The organism is Streptomyces zingiberis (assembly GCF_012034935.1).
GTDB lineage: Bacteria > Actinomycetota > Actinomycetes > Streptomycetales > Streptomycetaceae > Streptomyces > Streptomyces zingiberis.
The window spans coordinates 1-17,248 of the sequence record NZ_JAATEN010000034.1; the positions used below are offsets into that span (position 1 = coordinate 1).

At 76.5% G+C, this 17,248-nt stretch carries 13 protein-coding genes and 1 pseudogene; 2 read left to right on the plus strand and 12 right to left on the minus strand.

The genetic code is table 11. The features are described from left to right. Positions 1 to 348: 348 nt before the first annotated feature. From HCK00_RS26175 to HCK00_RS26190, 4 genes are all read right to left on the minus strand, one after another. Positions 349 to 1,602: an MBL fold metallo-hydrolase gene (locus HCK00_RS26175; RefSeq protein WP_206321020.1), complete on the minus strand. Its 1,254-nt coding sequence runs from the start codon at positions 1,600 to 1,602 to the stop codon at positions 349 to 351. 723 nt (positions 1,603 to 2,325) lie between these two features. After that, the gene (locus HCK00_RS26180; protein ID WP_311765504.1) at positions 2,326 to 3,246 is read right to left on the minus strand and encodes an SAM-dependent methyltransferase; all 921 of its coding nucleotides are present in this window, start codon (positions 3,244 to 3,246) and stop codon (positions 2,326 to 2,328) included. A gap of 175 nt (positions 3,247 to 3,421) precedes the next feature. Next, positions 3,422 to 3,667 (minus strand): DUF397 domain-containing protein, encoded by a 246-nt coding sequence (locus HCK00_RS26185; RefSeq protein WP_168104525.1) that lies wholly within the window; start codon positions 3,665 to 3,667, stop codon positions 3,422 to 3,424. Between the two features lie 3 nt (positions 3,668 to 3,670). Further along, entirely contained in the window at positions 3,671 to 4,537 is an 867-nt protein-coding gene (locus HCK00_RS26190) for a Sco1979 family transcriptional regulator (protein WP_168104526.1), read from the minus strand. Between the two features lie 137 nt (positions 4,538 to 4,674). On the opposite strand from HCK00_RS26190, the gene HCK00_RS26195 reads away from it, so the two are divergent. Both HCK00_RS26195 and HCK00_RS26200 read left to right on the plus strand, forming a co-directional pair. Further along, complete coding sequence (locus HCK00_RS26195) at positions 4,675 to 5,133, plus strand: ATP-binding protein (protein ID WP_311765505.1); 459 nt, start codon at positions 4,675 to 4,677, stop codon at positions 5,131 to 5,133. 432 nt (positions 5,134 to 5,565) lie between these two features. Then, on the plus strand, positions 5,566 to 6,381 hold the full coding sequence (locus HCK00_RS26200) for a tyrosine-protein phosphatase (protein ID WP_168104527.1): 816 nt from the start codon (positions 5,566 to 5,568) through the stop codon (positions 6,379 to 6,381). Positions 6,382 to 6,483: 102 nt separating this feature from the next. On the opposite strand, the gene hpnH is transcribed toward HCK00_RS26200, so the two are convergent. The 8 genes and pseudogenes from hpnH to hpnC all read right to left on the minus strand — a co-directional run bounded on the left by hpnH (position 6,484) and on the right by hpnC (position 16,617). After that, the gene (hpnH, locus tag HCK00_RS26205; protein WP_168104549.1) at positions 6,484 to 7,506 is read right to left on the minus strand and encodes an adenosyl-hopene transferase HpnH; all 1,023 of its coding nucleotides are present in this window, start codon (positions 7,504 to 7,506) and stop codon (positions 6,484 to 6,486) included. A gap of 5 nt (positions 7,507 to 7,511) precedes the next feature. Next, the gene (locus HCK00_RS26210) at positions 7,512 to 8,216 is read right to left on the minus strand and encodes a phosphorylase family protein (RefSeq protein WP_512700816.1); all 705 of its coding nucleotides are present in this window, start codon (positions 8,214 to 8,216) and stop codon (positions 7,512 to 7,514) included. A 21-nt stretch (positions 8,217 to 8,237) separates the two neighbouring features. Further along, a pseudogene (locus tag HCK00_RS28885) lies at positions 8,238 to 8,462 on the minus strand (1-hydroxy-2-methyl-2-butenyl 4-diphosphate reductase); the annotation flags it as partial. Further along, positions 8,462 to 10,498, minus strand: a complete 2,037-nt coding sequence (gene shc / locus HCK00_RS26215) for a squalene--hopene cyclase (protein ID WP_168104529.1) — start codon at positions 10,496 to 10,498, stop codon at positions 8,462 to 8,464. The gene shc and the pseudogene HCK00_RS28885, both read right to left, overlap by 1 nt. A gap of 858 nt (positions 10,499 to 11,356) precedes the next feature. After that, positions 11,357 to 12,415 (minus strand): polyprenyl synthetase family protein, encoded by a 1,059-nt coding sequence (locus tag HCK00_RS26220; RefSeq protein ID WP_311765506.1) that lies wholly within the window; start codon positions 12,413 to 12,415, stop codon positions 11,357 to 11,359. A 98-nt stretch (positions 12,416 to 12,513) separates the two neighbouring features. Further along, positions 12,514 to 14,034, minus strand: a complete 1,521-nt coding sequence (locus HCK00_RS26225) for a hydroxysqualene dehydroxylase (RefSeq protein ID WP_240966227.1) — start codon at positions 14,032 to 14,034, stop codon at positions 12,514 to 12,516. 154 nt (positions 14,035 to 14,188) lie between these two features. After that, positions 14,189 to 15,217, minus strand: coding sequence for a squalene/phytoene synthase family protein (locus HCK00_RS26230; RefSeq protein ID WP_168104550.1), 1,029 nt, complete (start codon positions 15,215 to 15,217; stop codon positions 14,189 to 14,191). 323 nt (positions 15,218 to 15,540) lie between these two features. After that, the gene (hpnC, locus tag HCK00_RS26235; RefSeq protein ID WP_311765507.1) at positions 15,541 to 16,617 is read right to left on the minus strand and encodes a squalene synthase HpnC; all 1,077 of its coding nucleotides are present in this window, start codon (positions 16,615 to 16,617) and stop codon (positions 15,541 to 15,543) included. Positions 16,618 to 17,248 lie beyond the last annotated feature (631 nt).

Sequence of the window (17,248 nt, forward strand, 5' to 3'; positions counted from 1 at the left end):
CACCGCCCCGGCCTCCCCACCCCCCCCGCCCCCCCCCCCGCCCCCCCCCCCGGGGGGCGCGGCGGCGGGGGGGGGGGGGGGGGGGGGGGGGGGGGGGGGGGGGGGGGGGGGGGGGGGGGGGGGGGTCACGATCCGCCTGCCGTCCAGCGGCGGGCGGGGGCGGTGCAGTGCGGCGGCACGCCGGGCCCGGACCCTCGGGTGAACCGGGCCCGGCGTACCGCCGCGCACCGAGGGCCCGTCGTGGGCCGCCGGCCCGTCCGCGGCCGGCCTCCAGCGGCGAACGGTCCGCCTCACCAGGCGGAGGCCGATCCGGCCCCGGCACCGCCGAACTCGCCCCCTACAGGGACGTCACCGCTCACCCGCGAGGCCGAGATCCTCCCTGCTCGTCCCGGCCGCGCCCTCGGTGCTCCGGGGGCGGCGCCACGGACGGTCGATCGGCGCGGACACCTCCCGCCACCACGCCTCCACCGGGAGCTTCCCCGCGGGCTCGAACGGCTCCCCCGGCCGGGGGAACGCCACCGCCTGACCGGCTTCCTCCGCCGCGTCCTTCGTCCACTCGCCCGGCTCCGCCCACGCGTGCGGCGCCAGGTTGAAGGTTCCCCAGTGGATCGGCAACAGCACCCCACCCGGACGGCCTCCCTGGAGGTCGAGGTGGGTCCGCACCCCCTGGGCCGGTGACATGTGGATGTCCGGCCAGGCCCCGGGCAGCGGCGTGGGGTCCGTGTGGTTCCTGGGCCAGTGCGCGCTGTAGGCCCCGATCTGGATCATCGTGGCGTCGAACGGGCCGTAGGTGGCGCCGGTCTCGGCGAAGCCGGGGAACCAGCCGGTGTCGCCGCTGTGGAAGATCCGGTGGTGGGGCCCGGCGACGACCCACGCCGCCCACAGGGTGCGCATGCGCAGCAGAGCACGGCCGCAGAAGTGGCGGGCGGGCGTGGGGGTGAGGGTGAGTTCGCCGATCCGGACCGGCTCGTGCCAGTCCAGTTCCTCGATGTGCGCCGGGTCCACACCCCAGTGCTCCAGGTCGGCGCCGACCCCGAGCGGGACGGCGAAGCGCGTGCCGCCGGCCGCCAGGGCGCGGATCGTCCCCATGTCGAGGTGGTCGTAGTGGTCGTGGGAGATGACGACGACGTCCACCGGGAGGAGTTCGGCGAGCGGCAGCGGCACGGGGTGGAGCCGGCGCGGTCCCGCGAAGGCGAACGGGGAACAGCGCTCGCCCCACACGGGGTCGAACAGCACCCGGTGGCCGTCGATCTCGGCGAGGACGCTGGAGTGCCCCGTCCAGGTCAGCCGGAGCCCGGACGCGGGCGGGCCGTCCGGGAGACTCCGGTGGAGCGGCACCGGCGCGGCCGGCGCGCGGCGGGCGCGCGCGGCGCGGCCGAACTGTCCCCGCAGCATCGCCCCGAGGTCGCCGGGCGACATCGACATGGTGCCCGTGGGCACGGGGTTGTGGAACCGGCCGCCGGCGTACTGCGGTGAACGGCGCATCCGCTCCAGCCGCTCCCCCGCCGGGCGCGCGCCGAAGGCGGCGGGCCGCAGCCGGGCGGCGAGGGACCGCCGGGGCGGGGTGGCCGGCTGACCTGGGCGGGGCGCGGATTCCGTCATGGGACCTCCGTGAGGCAGGGGCGGCAGGGGTGGCTCACGCCGTGCCGCTCCGTGCCGGAGGCGGCCCGGCACCCGGCCCGGTCCGGTACCACGCCGTGGTGAGGCGTGCGGGACCGCGCGGAAGGTGCGGGCGCGGTACGGACGGGGCGGACCGGGCGTGAGGAGTGAACGCCGGGCCGCTGCCGGGAATTCCCGCGCGATGCGCGCTCCGGCCCGCCTTCGGCGCCGGGCCCGGCCTGATACCCGCCCGTCCGGGCACCGGTTCTGCCCGGACGGGCGACCGGCCCGGCCCGTACGGGCGCGTCTCTTCTCCCGGCATGTCACCGGGCCGGGGCCCGGGAGTCACCGTTGCGGCGGCCGTCCGGCTGGTTCATGTCCGGCCATGCCCGCTCGTGTACGGGAGATTTCCGGGCGCCGGGGACGGGGCCAGGGCCTCCCGCACCGCTCATCCACCTCCGGGGATTCACCGCCCCGCCCGGCGCCGGGCTGTCCCCAACCAGCCCCGAGCGGTCCCGCGCGCCCACGCGCCTCCCGCCCCGTCGCCGCACCCGGCCACCACCGGGCGCCCTCTCGGGGACGGTTCACGGGCAGCGAGGGCCACCCCGCGGGGCCGGGCCACACCGGCCCCCGGACCCGCCCGTTCCGCCCGGAGTCGGGGGCCGGGGCGGGCACCCCGGCCCCGGCGGACCGGCCCGGGCGGACCGGCCGCCGCTCGTCACCCCGTCAGGGCTTCCGCGCCACCCCCGCGTAGAGGGCGGCGACGTCGTCGAAACCGGCCCGGATGCCGGCCCCGTCCTGCGCGTCCGCAGCCCCCGGGGCGTCCTGGAAGGTGCCGTCCTCCGCCTCCGCCGCATCGTGCCCGGCGTCCTCCGGCTCCAGCTCCGGACGCCAGGCGGAGGCCTGTACCAGCCCCGGTTCGAGGAGGTCCCAGCCTTCGAAGAACCGTGCCACGCCGTTCCGGTCGCGCAGGGTCACCGCGGCCGCGGTGCGTTCGTAGACCTTCCGCGCCCCGACCCCCGGGTCGTCCCGTCTCGCGATCTCCTGTTCGCCGCCGTGGAAGTCGGCGGTGACATGGCTGAGGATGAGGTGGCTGCCGCTGGGCAGCCCCTCGCCGAGGGCGGCGACGATGCCCGCCGGGTCGGCGGCGTCCTCCACGAAGTGCAGAACGGCCACGAGCATCAGCGCGACCGGCTCGCCGAAGTCGATGAGGTCGCGGAGCGCGGGGCTCTCGAGGATCGACCGCGGGTCCCGCAGGTCCGCGTGGACGAAGGCGGTGCCGCTCTCACCGGCCAGCTTGGCGTCGGCGTGCGTGGCCACGATGACGTCGTTGTCGACGAAGGCCACCCGGGCCGCGGGGTCGATCTCCCGGGCTATCTCATGGGGGTTGGGCGAGGTGGGGATGCCCGTGCCGATGTCGATGATCTGCCGGACCCCGGCCCCCACCACCGCGCGGACCGCGCGGCGCATGAAGGCGCGGTTGGCGAGCGCGGTCACGCGGGTGCTGGGGGCGAAGCGCAGGACCTCCTCGGCGGCGTGGCGGTCCACCTCGTAGTTGTCCCGCCCCCCGAGGTAGTAGTCGTACATCCGCGCCGGGTGGGGTCTGCTCGTGTCGATCCGCTCGGCGGGGAAACCCTGGTCGGTCACACCGGTCTCCGTTTCCGTCCGGCCCCCGGTGCCCGCGGCGGCTGCTGCCGCGGCGGGAGGGAGCCGAGTTCTGTCCTGGTCGGGACGCCCGTTCCGGACGTCGGTCGGGACGTCGGTCGGGGCGTCGGTCGGGGCGGGGCGTCCGGGACGGCGCCCGTCACGGCGCCGGCCCGGGTCAGGCGAGGAGGAAGTCCGCCTCGCCGCCCTTCGCGCCGCGGATGAAGGTCGCCATCTCGTGGTGTGTGTATATCAGCGCGGGGCCCTCGGGGTCGGTGGACTGCCGCAGGGCCACCCTGCCGTCCCCCAGCTTCATCGCCTCCACACAGCTTCCGCCGTTGCCGCCGCTCCACGGCCGCTGCCAGCCCTCCGTGCCCAGGTCCTTCGCGGGCATCCCGTTGTAGATACGTGTCCTGCGATCCATGGTTCAGATCTCCTTGCGAATACCACCCAGCAGGGACCGGATGGAGTGGGCGGGCGCGGCCTGCGCGCACATGCGGTCCAGCGCCTCCAGGAACGTCGACACGTCATCCCGCTGATCCATGTAGGCGGCGCCGACGAGGCTCTCCGTGTAGACGACGTCCGGGAGTTCCGGGACCGGGAACCGGAAGATGTGGAAGGGCCCGTACATGGCCGGGTGCGGTCCGGCGGCGAAGGGCATCAGCTGCAGCCTGACCCGGGGCATCTCGGCGGCCTCGGCGAGCCGGTCGATCTGCTCACGCATGACCTCGGGGCCGCCGATCGGCCGGCGCAGCACCGTCTCGTCCATGACCACCCACAGCAGCGGCGGTTTCTCACCGGTGAGCACCGCCTGGCGTTCGGCGCGGAGCGCGGTGAGGCGCTCCACCTCCTCCTCGGTGGCGTGGGGCATCCCGGCGCGCAGGACGGCGCGGGCGTAGGCGGGCGTCTGGAGCAGGCCGGGCACGTAGTGCGGCTCGTAGGCCCGGATGACGCTCGCCTCCCCCTCCAGGGCGACGAAGACGCTGAACCACTCCGGCAGGACGTCACGGAAACGGTGCCACCAGCCGGGCTGGTTGGCCTCCCGGACCAGGGCGAGGAACTCCTGGACCTCCTCCTCGCCGGTGACCCCGTACACCTGGAGCAGCTTCTCCACATACGGGGTCTTGAGCCCGACTTCCGCCTTCTCCATCCGGCGGATGGTGGCGTGGGTGACATCGAGGGCCCGCCCGGCCTGCTCGTAGGTCAGCCCCGCCGTCTCCCGGAGGTCCTTCAGGCGTCTGCCGAGCACGACCCTCAGGACGGTCGGCGCACCCCCCGACCGCGCGTCCTTCACCGCACATCCCCTCCAACAACCTTGACCCGCACGCAGTCTGGCACGGCGTCAGGCGACCGGGCCAGGTTGACTTCACCGTTTTGCAAATTACAGACTGATCCTTGCCAGGCGTGTGTGGCAAGCCGCATAGTGGCGACGTGGTCCCTTACCAAGACGCGTTGCGACTGGGCCGCTCCGGCGGTCTCGTCGCCCAGCCCTTGCAGGACGTCTTCCATCTGCCGGCGAAGAGCACATCGGTCGCGAAGGCACGGAGGCGCGTCCTGACGGTGCTGTGCGAGTGGGGAATCGGCGAGAGGTGCCGCGCCGACGCCGAACTCGTGGTGTCGGAGCTGTTCACCAACGCGGTGTGCCACACCGACAGCGTGAAGGTCACCTGTGACGTGCGGCTCACCGGGCGGCTGGTGCGGGTGGAGGTGGCCGACCAGGGCCGCGCGGAGACAGAGCCCCGCGCCACGTTCTCCCACGCCGACGACGAGGGCGGGCGGGGGCTGCTCCTGGTGGGGGCGCTGGCGGAGGAATGGGGAGTCCGGCCGCACGAGAGCGGGCGGGGCCAGGTCGTCTGGGCCTGCCTGCGCTGCGCCGGCCCGCGCGGCTGACCGCCGGGGACGGCGGGAACCAGCCGGGGGACGGTCGGCGAGGGGACCGGAGAGCGGCTCCCGGCCGCGTACGAGGCGGACGGAGCCAGGAGCGTCCGGGCCCGCCCGCGGTACGGCGGCACACGCCGCCGCGTCGCGGGGCGGGTGCCCGGACCGGTGCCGTCCCGCGCCCGGCACGGGGCGGGCGCGGGACGGCGGCGGGCAGGGGACGGCGGGCGCGACGGGGACGGCACGACGGCGGCCCGGGGCGCCCGCGCGCCCGGTGGCCGCCCCCGCCCGCGCCACGCCGGGGACGGCGTACCCGGGCCTCCGCGTACCCGGGCCTCCGCGCGCGGCCACCCTTCCGGGTGACGGGCCGGCCGTCCGCGCGGGTGCCGTAGGGTCGGCAGGACCGCGCCGGTGTGGGGCCGGCGCCGACCGGGAGGAGCGCCCGTGACGCAGACGCCTCAGGTATCCCAGGTTCCGCAGCCCGAGCCGGTGCTGGCGGGGGTGCGGAACTTCCGCGACGTGGGCGGCCTGCCGGCCGCGGACGGCCGCCGGGTACGCCGGGGGGTGCTCTACCGCAGCGGGCATCTGGCGAAGGCCACATCCGAGGACGCCGCGTTCCTCGCCTCCCTGGGACTGCACACCGTCTTCGACTTCCGCAACGAGGCCGACGTGGCCCTGGACGGCCCGGACGTCGCCCTGGACGGGGTGCGGCTGGTGAACCTGCCGCTGACCGACCCGGCGCACGGCGCGGAGTTCTGGCGCATGGTGCGCGACGGCGACCTGGCCCAGCTCCGCGCGGCGCTGGGCGACGGCCAGGGGGCCCGCCGGATGGCGGACACCTACCGGGAGATCGTCCTCACCCGCACCGCCGAGCACAGCCAGGTGCTGCACGCCCTGGCCGAGGACAGCGTGCCGGCGCTGATGCACTGCGCCGCGGGCAAGGACCGCGCCGGCCTCTCGGTGGCGGTCACCCTCCTCGCGCTGGGCGTGGAGCGGGCCGACATCGAACGGGACTACCTGATCAGCGCCGCACCGCACCGCCGCTACCGGTACCGGCGCGCGGAGGGCGCCGCCGGCGGGCTGTCCCCGGAGGTCGGCGAGTTGCTGGGCCCCCTCTTCGACGCCCGCCTGGAGTACCTGGCGGCGGCCTTCACGGCGATCGAGGAGGAGTGGGGCACGGCCGACGCCTATCTCACCCGCGGCCTGGACTTCGGCCCGCACGCCCGGGAGCGGCTGCGGTCCCGGATGCTCGACGGCTGACCGGCTCCGCCCGGGACCGGGTGACGCCGGGGCCGCACCGGGGCCGGTGCCCCTCCCGGGGCGCCGGCCCCCCAGGACCTGACCGGCCGTTCCCCCGCCCCGTCAGCGGCGGCTCCCGCCCGCGGTGTCGCGCACGGCCCGCAGGGACTCCCGCAGCGATCCCATGGTGGCGAGCACGGCGGTGGGTTCGTAGCCGCAGTGGGCCATGCAGTTGGCGCAGCGGGGGTCCCGGCCCCGGCCGTAGGCGTCCCAGTCGGTCTCCTCCACCAGTTGCCGGTAGGTGGGGACATGGCCGTCGCCCATCAGATAGCAGGGCCGCTGCCAGCCGAGCAGGGAGTAGTTGGGAATGGCCCAGGCGGTGCAGGGGAAGTCCACCCGGCCCTCGAGGAAGTCGAGGAAGAGCGGGCTGTGGTTGAGCCGCCAGCGGCGCCGGTTCCCGCCGTCGAACGCCTTGGCGAACAGTTCGCGGGTCTGTTCCACCCCGAGGAAGTGTTCCTGGTCGGGCGCCTTCTCGTAGGCGTAGGCGGGGGAGATCATCATGTGGTCGACGCGCAGGTCGTCGTTGAGGTAGTCCAGCACCTCGATCACCGTCTGCGGGGTGTCGGTGTTGAAGAACGTCGAGTTGGTGGTGACCCGGAAACCGCGCCGCTGGGCCTCCCGGATCGCCTCGACGGCCTCGTCGAAGACGCCCTCCTTGGCGACGGAGGCGTCGTGGCGCTCGCGCAGCCCGTCGATGTGGACGGTGAAGGCGAAGTAGCGCGAGGGCGTGAACTTGTCCAGATGCTTGCGGAGCAGCATCGCGTTCGTGCAGAGGAAGACGTAGCGGCGCCGGGCCACCAGCTGCCGCACGATCTCGTCGATGTGCGGGTGCATCAGCGGCTCGCCACCGGCGACGGACACCATCGGGGCGCCGGACTCCAGCACCGCTCCGACGGCCTGGGCGACGGGCATCCGCTGCCGGAGCAGCCCGGCGGGGTGCTGGATCTTCCCGCACCCCTCGCATTTGAGGTTGCAGGCGAAGAGTGGTTCCAACTCGACGATCAGCGGGAACTTCGCCCGCCGCCGGAGCTTCTGGGCGAGGAGATAGGTTCCGACGCGGATGGTCTGGCGCAGCGGCATGGCCATCTGGCTCACCTCCTGGGGAGCGGCAGGGAACGGTGCCATTCGTAGAAAGCCGGCAGGACGGTCCGCAGGACGCGGAAGGCCGATATTCCACCGAGCACCGTGGCCGCCCGGGCCAGTTCGCGCTCCGGGGTGTCCACGACCACCCGTACGGCGGCAACGGGGCGGTCCCCAGCGGCCAGGGCGGCACGGAGCGTGGCCGCCGACTCCATGTCGGCGGCGATCGCCCCGGTGGCGGCGTGGAGGCGGGCGCGCTCGGCGCCACGGACGAGACGGCCACCGCTCACGAGCGGCCCGGTGTGCACGGTCACGCCGCCCCTCCGCCGTGCGGGCGGGGCCGGCGCGGCGGTGAGAGCGGCGGCGAGGACGGCGGCGCCGTCGCACGGGATCACCCGGGCCGGTGTGCGCGGGTCACCGTCCGCCGTGCCCCGCGTCCGGGCGGCTCCGCCGGCGGCCCCGGCTGCGTTGCCGACTGCGTTGCCGACTGCGTTGCCGACTGCGTTGTCGACTGCGTTGCCGGCCGTTTTCCCAGCTGCCTTCCCGGCCATGTGCCCTCCGGCAGGTGCGCCGGGCACATCGCCGCCCGCCTCCCCGTGCACCCCGTCGCCCGCCGGGTCGGCCGTGGCGCCGGCTGTGGCGCCGGCTGTGGCGCCGGCCGCCTCCGCCATCACCTCGGCCACCACCTCCGCCACCACAAGGTCCCCGGGGCGCATCCCCGGGGCGAGCGCTCCGCAGAAGCCGGTGGCGAGGACGGCGGTGGGCCCGGTGCCCCCGGTGCCCGCGCCGGCGCTCCGCAGCCCGCGGCGGACGGCGTGCTCGGCGGCTCGTGGGCCCATCCCCGTCCGCAGCAGGGTCAGCCCGTCGGGCGCACCGGCCCGGCCGGCGGTGCGCAGGGCGAACCGTTCGACGGAGAGCGCGCAGGCCACCAGCAGCGACGGCGGGCTCGCGGGGGGCCTCATCAGCCGTCCCGCGGGCCGGGCCGGACCGTGGGCCGCACCGCGGCCACATAGCGGCCCAGCGCCGTGAGGGGGAACACCACGCGGTAGAGGTGGTAGTTGATCGAGAAGTCCCAGGGGAAACCGGTGCCGGTGAACTGCGGCTCGTCCCACGAGCCGTCCTCGCGCTGGGTGCGGGCGAGCCAGGACACGCCGCGCTCCACGGCCTTGCAGTCCTCCTCACCGGCGGCGAGGAGGGCGAGCAGCGCCCAGCCGGTCTGGGAGGCGGTGGAGTCACCGCGGGCGATCCACTCCGGGTCGGGGTAGGAGCGCAGGTCCTCACCCCAGCCGCCGTCCTCGTTCTGGACGCTCTTCAGCCAGTCGACGGCACGCCGCACCGCGGGATGACCGGCCGGGACCCCGGCGGCGGTGAGCGCGGGGACCACGGAGCCGGTGCCGTAGAGGTGGTTGACACCCCAGCGCCCGAACCAGGCGCCACTGGGCTCCTGTTCGGCGAGGAGCCAGGTCACGGCGCGCCGTACGCGCCGGTCACCCACGAGCCCCTCCCCCGCGAGCATCTCCACGACATGCGCGGTGACGTCGGCGGACGGTGGGTCGATGACCTCCCCGAAGTCACAGAACGGCAGCCGGCCGGCCAGCCGGCTGGTGTTGTCGGCGTCGAACGCGCCCCAGCCGCCGCCCGCGGACTGCATCCCGAGCGTCCAGCGGACGGCGCGCCGCACGGCCGTGTCCACCCGTTCCCGGTCGGGGTGGGCGGCGCGGCGCAGCGCCAGGACGACCTCGGCGGTGTCGTCGGTGTCGGGATAGGTGTCGTTGTGGAACTCGAACGCCCAGCCGCCGGGCTCCAGCCGGGGCCGGCGGACGGACCAGTCGCCGGGGCGCCGGACCTGCTCGCCGAGCATCCAGTCGGCGGCCCGGACGAGCGCGGGGTGATCGGCGGGCAGCCCCGCCTCCGCGAGCGCGACGGTGGCGAGGCAGGTGTCCCAGACCGGGGACTGGCAGGCCTCCACCATCCGGCAGGGCCCGCCGTCCGGCCCGGGGAGTTCGCTCCACACGGCGTAGCGGTCGAGCGAGGCCAGCCCGGCGCGGAGCACGGGGTGGTCGAGGTCGTGGCCGAGCAGGTGGAGCGCGATGACGGAGTAGACGGCGGGCGGCTGGATGCCGCCCCAGCAGCCGTCGTTCTCCTGCCGTTCGGTGATCCAGCGGGCGCAGGCGGCGAGCGCCGCGCGGCGCAGCGGGCGCAGCGCGAACGGGCGGTAGGCGCGCAGGGCCCGGTCCAGACGGTGGAAGAGACCGTCCCAGCTGGTGAGGGGGGCGCGGGTGGCGCCCCGCTGCGCGGTGTCCGGGCCGGCGCGGAGCTCGTCCAGCGGGAAGGGGGCGCGGCGCACGGGGCGCTTCGCGGAGACGACGGTGAGCGGCACGATGGTCTGCCGGGCCCAGCAGCCGAAGTCGTAGATGTTGAGCGGGAACCACCGCGGCAGGAAGATCATCTCGGGCGGCAGTTCGGGCAGGTCGTCCCAGGACCACCAGCCGAACAGGGCCAGCCAGACGCGGGTGAAGACCCGGGTGGCGGCGATACCGCCACGTTCGCGCGCCCAGGCGGAGGCGGCTGCCATGTGCGCGGCGTCGGGCGGGTCGCCCGCCAGCCGGAGCGCGGTGTACGCCTCGACGGTGGCGGAGAGATCGCCGGGGCCGCCGTGGAAGGTCGACCAGGTGCCGTCGGCACGCTGCCGGGAGCGGATCCAGCGGGCGGCGGCCTCGGTGGTGCGCGCGTCACGGATGCCGAGGAACTCGCGGAGCAGCAGGTCCTCGGCGTCCATGGTGACGTTGGTCTCCAGGTCGCCCTTCCACCAGCCCTCCTCGTCCTGGCGGGCGAGCAGGTGACGGACCGCGGCCTCCGCGGCGCGCGCGGCGTCCTCCGGGGGGCCGGAGGGCGTGGTGGCGGCCGGGAGGACGGGGGCCGGGCCGGCCCCCACGGTGGTACGGGCGGCGGGCGGGCGCGGCGGGGTGCCGCCGTCGGTGGTGGACGGTGCCGTCATGGGGTGCCCTTCGTACGTCGGCGGGGAGGGTGAGGTGGTGGGCCGGGCCGCTCCGGTCGGTATGGGGCCGGGGTGCGGGATCGGGGGGCGGGGCCGGGTGCGGCGCCGCCCGGCGGCCGTTCTCCTGCTCCAGGCCCCGGGGGCCGGGCCCTGGAGCGGGGCGCCACCACACGGCGGACCATGCGGCGCGGTGCGAGGGTGCGACGGGGCGGGTCGACGAGGCGGGGTGCCGGAGCGGGGCGGGGCGGCGGGATGGGGCGGCGGGCGGCGCCACGAGGCGGGGGCCGCGGCGGTGCGTCGCGGCGTGCCCTGTGGCGCCGTCACGGCTGCGGCACGTGCCCGCGGCCCGGCCGGGAACACCCGGCCGCACGAGCCCGGTCTCAAGTGACCCGGTCTCCCCGGTCCGGCTCACGGCCCCGGTCTCACAGCCCTCGTCTCACGGGTCCCGTCCGCCCCGGCACCACGCCCCGCGTCGGGCCCCGGGCGGCCCGGCCGCCCGGGGTTCCGCCCGCCGCCGCTCGTCCCGGTCCGGGCCTACGGGCGGCGGGCGCCGTCCTCATATGGACCGGCGGGGCTCCTCCGGGCCGGGGACGCGGCGGCTCGGCCGGTCCGTCCCTCCGGCGGCCGGAACGCCGCGTCCCCGGCCTGTGCTCTGCGGCGGCTCGGGCCTCACCCCCCGCACCGTCCTCGTGGCCACGGACCGCGGAGCGGCCGTGACCTGTCCGGCGGTTGCCCGCTCCTGCACGGGCGCCGTCCTCCCGGCGGCCTGCGGGACACCGCCGGCTGCCCGCCCATCCGGGTACGGCCGGTCCCCCACGGCCATCACCCGCGCCGCGGTCCCTCCCGCCGTGCGGCCGGTCATCTCTGCCGCACGACGACGAAGTCCGCCAGGGCGACGAGCTGTTCGCGGACGCCGGGGTCGAGTTCGACCCGGTCGAGGGCGGACAGCGCGGCGGTGTGCTGGCGCTGTGCCTCCTCCGCCGTCCAGGAGCGGCCGCCGGCCTCCTCGATCAGCGCGGCGCGCTCGGCGAACTCCGTCTCGTCGAAGTCCTCGGCGCCGTCGCTCCCCGCGTCCACGGCCAGGATCGCCCCCAGCCGGTCCGAGGCGGGGCCGCCGGCGGCGAGGGCGGCGACCACCGGCAGGGATTTCTTGCGCTGGCGCAGATCGCTCCAGGTCTGCTTGCCGGTGGCCTCCGGGTCGCCCCAGATGCCGAGGATGTCGTCGACGGCCTGGAAGGCGAGGCCGAGGTGGTAGCCGTAGTCCTCCAGCGCGTCCGCGAGGTGGTCGCCGGCGCCACCGAGGACGGCGCCGATGGAGGTGGCGCAGGCGAGGAGGGCACCCGTCTTGTTGCCCTCCATGCGCAGGCACTCCTCGACGGTGACCCGCTCACGGTGCTCGTAGGAGATGTCCTGGGCCTGACCGTCGATCAGCTTGCGGCTGGCGGTGGTGAGACGGCGCGCGGCGCGGGCCCCTTCGGCGGTGCCGAGTTCCAGCAGGACCTCGCTCGCCAGGGCGAAGAGGGCGTCGCCGACGAGGATGGCGAGGGCCGGGCCGTGCACCTTCCAGACGGTGTCGCGGTGGCGCCGCTGCTCGTCCCCGTCCATGAGGTCGTCGTGGAGCAGGGAGAAGTTGTGCACCAGTTCCACGGCGACGGCCCCGGGGACGCCGGTCTCCGGGGCGGCGCCGGCGGCCTCGGCGGAGAGCAGGGCGAGCGCGGGGCGCACCGCCTTGCCGCCGTCGCCCTCGGCGGGGCGGCCCCCGGCGTCGATCCAGCCGAAGTGGTAGGCGGCGACGGTGTCCATGGGCGGGGCGAGGCGGGCCACGGCGGCTCGCAGCACCGGCGTGGCGAGCGTCCGTCCGCGCAGCAGCAGCGCGGCGACGTCCGCGGTGTCGATGGCGGGATGCGCCGTATTCACACTCTCTCCTCTGGTTCCTGGACGGCCGGGGTCCTGCTCCGGCCGGGACGGCCCGGGTGGTACGGGGTGCCCGGTGCGGGCGGGTACGGGCGTGGTGGTCATACGGCCGTGCCTTCCTGGGTGTGTCCCGGGCGGCGGCCCGGGTCCACGGCGGTCGGGGCGGGGGGCGGGTCGGCGCGGCCGCGGGCGGCGCCCAGATGGCGCAGGGCCGCCGCGGCCGCGGTGGCGCCGCTGCGGGCCGCGCCTTCCATCGTGGCGGGCCAGCCGGTGTCGGTCCACGCCCCGGCCAGCAGGAGACCGGGGGCACGTGAGATCGCGTGGGGGCGCAACCGCGCGGTGCCGGGCGCGGGAGCGAAGGTGGCCGCCCGTTCGCGGGTGACGAAGAAGTCGAGGACCCGGGCGGGCCGGGCGGCCGGCAACAGGCGGGCCAGCTCGGGCAGGAAACGGGCGCGCAGGTCGGCGGCGGGCTGGTCGATGATGTCTCCGGCGGCCGACTGCGACAGGGCGAGGTACTGGGCGCCGCCGGTGAGGCCGGAGGGCTCCGTCCGGTCGAAGACCCACTGGACCGGGGTGCCCAGCGCGGCGAGGAAGGGGCGGCGCAGCACCCTGCGATCGTAGACGACGTGGAGGTTGACGATCGGCGCGGTCCCGAGCCCGCGCAGGCGTGCCGGCCGCTCCAGGGCACCGTCCGGCAGCAGCCGTTCCGCCTCTTCGGGCGGGACCGCGAGGACGACGGCGTGGGCGCGGAGGACCGTCGGAGTGCCCCCGGGACCGTCGAGGTCGGCCCGCCAGCCGCCGTGCCCCGTCCCGCTCCCGTCCGCGGCGCGGTCCGGGGAGGTGCCCCGGGAGGTGCCGGTGGAGGTGTCCGGCGGTCCGGGCTCCGGGGCCGCCCCCGGTGGACGCAGCCTGCGGAGACGGGTGCGGAGCAGGGTGCGGACGCCCGCGCGGTCCAGGGCCCGGCGGGCGCGGACGTCGTGGAGTTCGCCGAGCGGCACCCGGGCCCGTCCGATGTCGGCGGCGCCCGCCTCGCCGAGCAGCCCGGTGCGGAAGACCATGGCGGCGAGAGCCAGGGAGACCTGGTCGGCGCGGGCGTTGAGGGTGGCCGTGCCGACGAGGTCCCACAGCGCCTCGACGGCGCGCGGCGACTGGCCGTGGTGGCGCAGCCAGTCCCCGAAGCGGGCCCCGTCGAGTGCCGGATCGGCCGGGTCGAGCCGGCGCAGGGCGAGCGCGGCGCGGGCGGCGGCGGAGCGCTCGGCGAGGGACAGGTGCGGGTAGCGGGCGAGGGAACCGGCCAGGTGCAGCGGCGCGGGGAGCGCGGAGCGGCGCAGCCTCCCCAGCGTGTGGTCGCGGGCGTCCAGGACGGGCACGTCGAGGCGGTCCTGCACGGGCGCGAGCGGGGCGCCGCCGACGCGGTCCAGCAGCGCGCGGTAGGCGGTGCAGCAGCGCAGATGGACGTGCTGGCCGTTGTCGGCCGTCAGGTCCCCGGCCGGGGAGGAACGCCGGAAGGAGAAGGCCAGGCCGCCCAGGCGCGGCCGGGCCTCGGCCAGCACCACGCGGACGCCGGCGTCGGCGAGCGCGAGGGCCGCGGCCGTCCCGGCGATGCCCCCGCCGGCGACCAGAACGGTGGGCTGGCCGTCCGGGCCGCCCGGGGCGGGAACCCCGGGCGTGGCGCCCGGCGAGACGGGGACGGCGGTCACCGCACGCACCTCCCACCGGTCCGGACGGGACGACGGCGGGACACGGACCGGGCGCCCGGCCCCGACAGGGCGACGGTCACCGCACGCACCTCCCACCGGTCCGGACGGGACGACGGCGGGACACGGACCGGGCGTCCAGCCCCGACAGGCCCCGCACCGCGACATACGCCTTCTCGGGCGCGGGCAGCGAGACCCGGCCCCGCAGCACGGCCTCCGGATCCCGCGCGATGCGGTCCAGCAGCCGGCGGTAGATACCGGCCATGGCGGCGACGCAGGCCCCGCTGCGCCGGTCCAGCAGCGGCAGCAGCCGCAGCCCTTCGGTGAACAGGGACCCGGCGCGGCGGGCCTGGAAGCGCACCAGCCCCGTGAAGTCGGCCCCGGCGGGCGGGACGAGCGGGGCGGCGGGGGCGCCTGCGCCGGGGGTGTCACCGGAGGCGCCCGGCTCGGCGGGGGCGCCCCGCGGGCCGGCCGGTGGACCGACGGGGAACGGAAGGCAGTCGAACGCGGCGAGATCCTCCGTGGGGAGGTAGATCCGGCCGTCGGCGGCGTCCTCCCGGATGTCGCGGAGGATGTTGGTGAGCTGGAGGGCGAGGCCGAGCGTGTCGGCGTACCCGGGGGCGCGCGCCGCCTCGCCGGCGCCGTGCCCTTCCGGGTCCGTGACCCCGAACACCCCCAGGGAGAGCCGGCCGACGGACCCGGCGACGCAGCGGCAGTACGTCCGCAGGTCCTCCCAGGTGCCGTAGGCCGTGCCCCGTACGTCCATCAGCACGCCGTCGACGAGTTCGCCGAACGCCCCGAGGGGGATGGGGTACCGTCCGGCGGCGTGCGTGAGGGCCACGGCGACCGGGTCGGTGTCGTCGGGACGGATCTCCCCGGCGCGGATCCGGCCGAGCAGGGCCCGGGTGGCCTCGAGGCGTTCCCGCTTGGCGGCCTCGGGGAGGTCACCGTCCCCGATGTCGTCGATGCGGCGGGACAACGCGTACAGCGCGGACATGGCCCGCCGCTTGCCCGGCGGCAGCAGCCGGATGCCGTAGGCGAAGTTCCGCGCCTGCCGTCCGGTGACGGTCTCGCAGTACCGGTAGGCCGCGAGCACCGGTTCCGCCAGCGGCGGCGGCGCGGGAACCGCGGACGGCGGCGTGGGCACAGATCGGGTCACCGCGCCTCACCCCCTCTCTTCGCCGGGGAGCACCGGCGGCCCCCATCCACCGCGGTCGGGGGCGGAAGCGCGGGCCGGGTGGCGGCGCCTCCCCCCGCCTCCGCACGGGGGAGGACCACCGGCGGCCCCCCGTGCGCCGCGGGCGGCAGCGGAAACACCGGCCGGCACCCGGCCGGGGACACACACCGGCACACAGACCGGGACACAGCCCGGGACACAGGCGGGAACACAGACCGGGTCAGCGGCCGGGGCACGAACCGGGGCACCACCGCTCACCCCTCTCTTCGCAGGGTGACCGCCACCGCTCGCAGCAGGGCGGTACGGGACGGCCGCGGGGGTTCCGGCAGCACGTCGTACCCGGCGGCGGCGATCGCGCCCAGCGCGGCCCGCCCGCCGCCCACGAACCCCGCGAGCAGCAGCCGGAGCCGGCCGGTGACGCCGCGCACCAGCGGGCCCCCCTCGTCCAGCAGCGCGTGGGCGCGCAGCGCCTCCTCGCGTACCAGAGCGCGCACCGAGGGGCTGCCCTCGGGCCGGCGCAGGTCCTCCTCCCGGACGCCGTGCCGGGCCATGGCGTCGGCGGGGAGGTAGATCCGGCCGCGGGTGAGGTCCTCGGCGACATCCTGCAGGTGCTCGACGACCTGGAGTCCGGTGCAGACCGCGTCGGAGCGCCGGACGCGTTCGGCGCTGGTGGTCCCGGTGACGGCGAGGACCAGCCGGCCGACGGGGTTGGCGGAGAGTTCGCAGTAGCCGAGCAGGTCCTCCCAGCTCCGGTAGCGGGTGACGCGCTGGTCACGGCGGCCCGCCTCGATCAGGGCCAGGAACGGTTCGGGCGTCAGACCCTGACGCCGCACCAGCGGCCGGAGCGCCCGCAGCAGGGGGTGGCGGGGCTCGCCCCCGGGGGCGAAGACCCGGTGCAGGTCCCGCTCGGCGGCGTCGAGCAGGGCCAGGCGATCGACGGCCGGAACGGCGGGCTCTGCCGCGCCGGCCACCGGGCGGGTGACCCGGCCGGACGGGTCCGGGTGGGCGACCGGCTCCCGGCGTCGCTCCCCGTCGGGCCGGCGGTCCGCGACCGGATCAGCGGCCGGACGCCGGGGACCGTCCGCCTCCGGGCCACCGGCCAGGTCACAGGGGCCCTCACCGAGCAGGACCGCCGCGTCACCGCCCGCCGGGTCGAGGTCGCCGTCTCCGATGTCGTCGACCAGGCGTGCGTAGCCGTAGACCGCCATCAGATCGGCGCGCCAGGCGCGGGGCAGGAAGAACGGCGCGACGGGGAAGTTCTCCCGCGCCGCCTTGGCGAGGGTGGCTTCCGGCCGGGCCCGGGCCGGATGCGGCTCCGTCGCGGCGGTCACCGGCGCCCGCCCGGGGCGGGGCGTCTCGTGGGGCCGACCGGTCGCGGGACGGCACAGGCGCCGTGGATCCGGAGAGTTCCCGTAGCCATAGCCGTCACGTCCTCTGTTCTCCACCGTCCGCACAGAACACCTTGCTCCCGGCACAAAGCCCGGGCGATCACCCCATCCATACCACTTCATACGGAAAACACGCATGGAGCGGCAAATGCCCGTGATGCGATGCGCGCCCAGACTACGGGACAGGACACCCGAAGGCGCGCCGGGAGCGCAGACGGCGAGCGGCGGGCCACGCGAGGCCCGGCGCCACCGGCCCCGGGCGAGCGGGCCCGGGCGGACGAACACCCCCCGGTCCCTCGTCACTTCGGCGCCGGCGGGCGCGCCGCCACCCGCGAGGGAGCGCGAACGCGAGGGTGGACGGCCCGGCGCGGCCACCTCCGGCTAACGGGCCTGATCGGGGGACCCCCCGCACCACCACCACGCCCCATCACGCCCCACCACGCCCCACCACGACCGGACGCCACGAGGCGGCTCCCCGAACACGAACGGACAGCCGGCCGAACAGACCGGCACGACGAACGGACGGGCGCAACCAACCGACATACAGACAGGCAGACAGGCAGACAGGCAGACA

What these genes read in the sequence shown, in the direction of transcription:
- HCK00_RS26175 (WP_206321020.1), bottom strand. Translation starts at nt 1,602, where the DNA reads ATGACGGAATCCGCGCCCCGCCCAGGTCAGCCGGCCACCCCGCCCCGG.
- HCK00_RS26185 (WP_168104525.1), bottom strand. Translation starts at nt 3,667, where the DNA reads ATGGATCGCAGGACACGTATCTACAACGGGATGCCCGCGAAGGACCTG.
- hpnH (WP_168104549.1), bottom strand. Translation starts at nt 7,506, where the DNA reads ATGGCCATGCCGCTGCGCCAGACCATCCGCGTCGGAACCTATCTCCTC.
- HCK00_RS26210 (WP_512700816.1), bottom strand. Translation starts at nt 8,216, where the DNA reads ATGCGCCCCGGGGACCTTGTGGTGGCGGAGGTGGTGGCCGAGGTGATG.
- shc (WP_168104529.1), bottom strand. Translation starts at nt 10,498, where the DNA reads ATGACGGCACCGTCCACCACCGACGGCGGCACCCCGCCGCGCCCGCCC.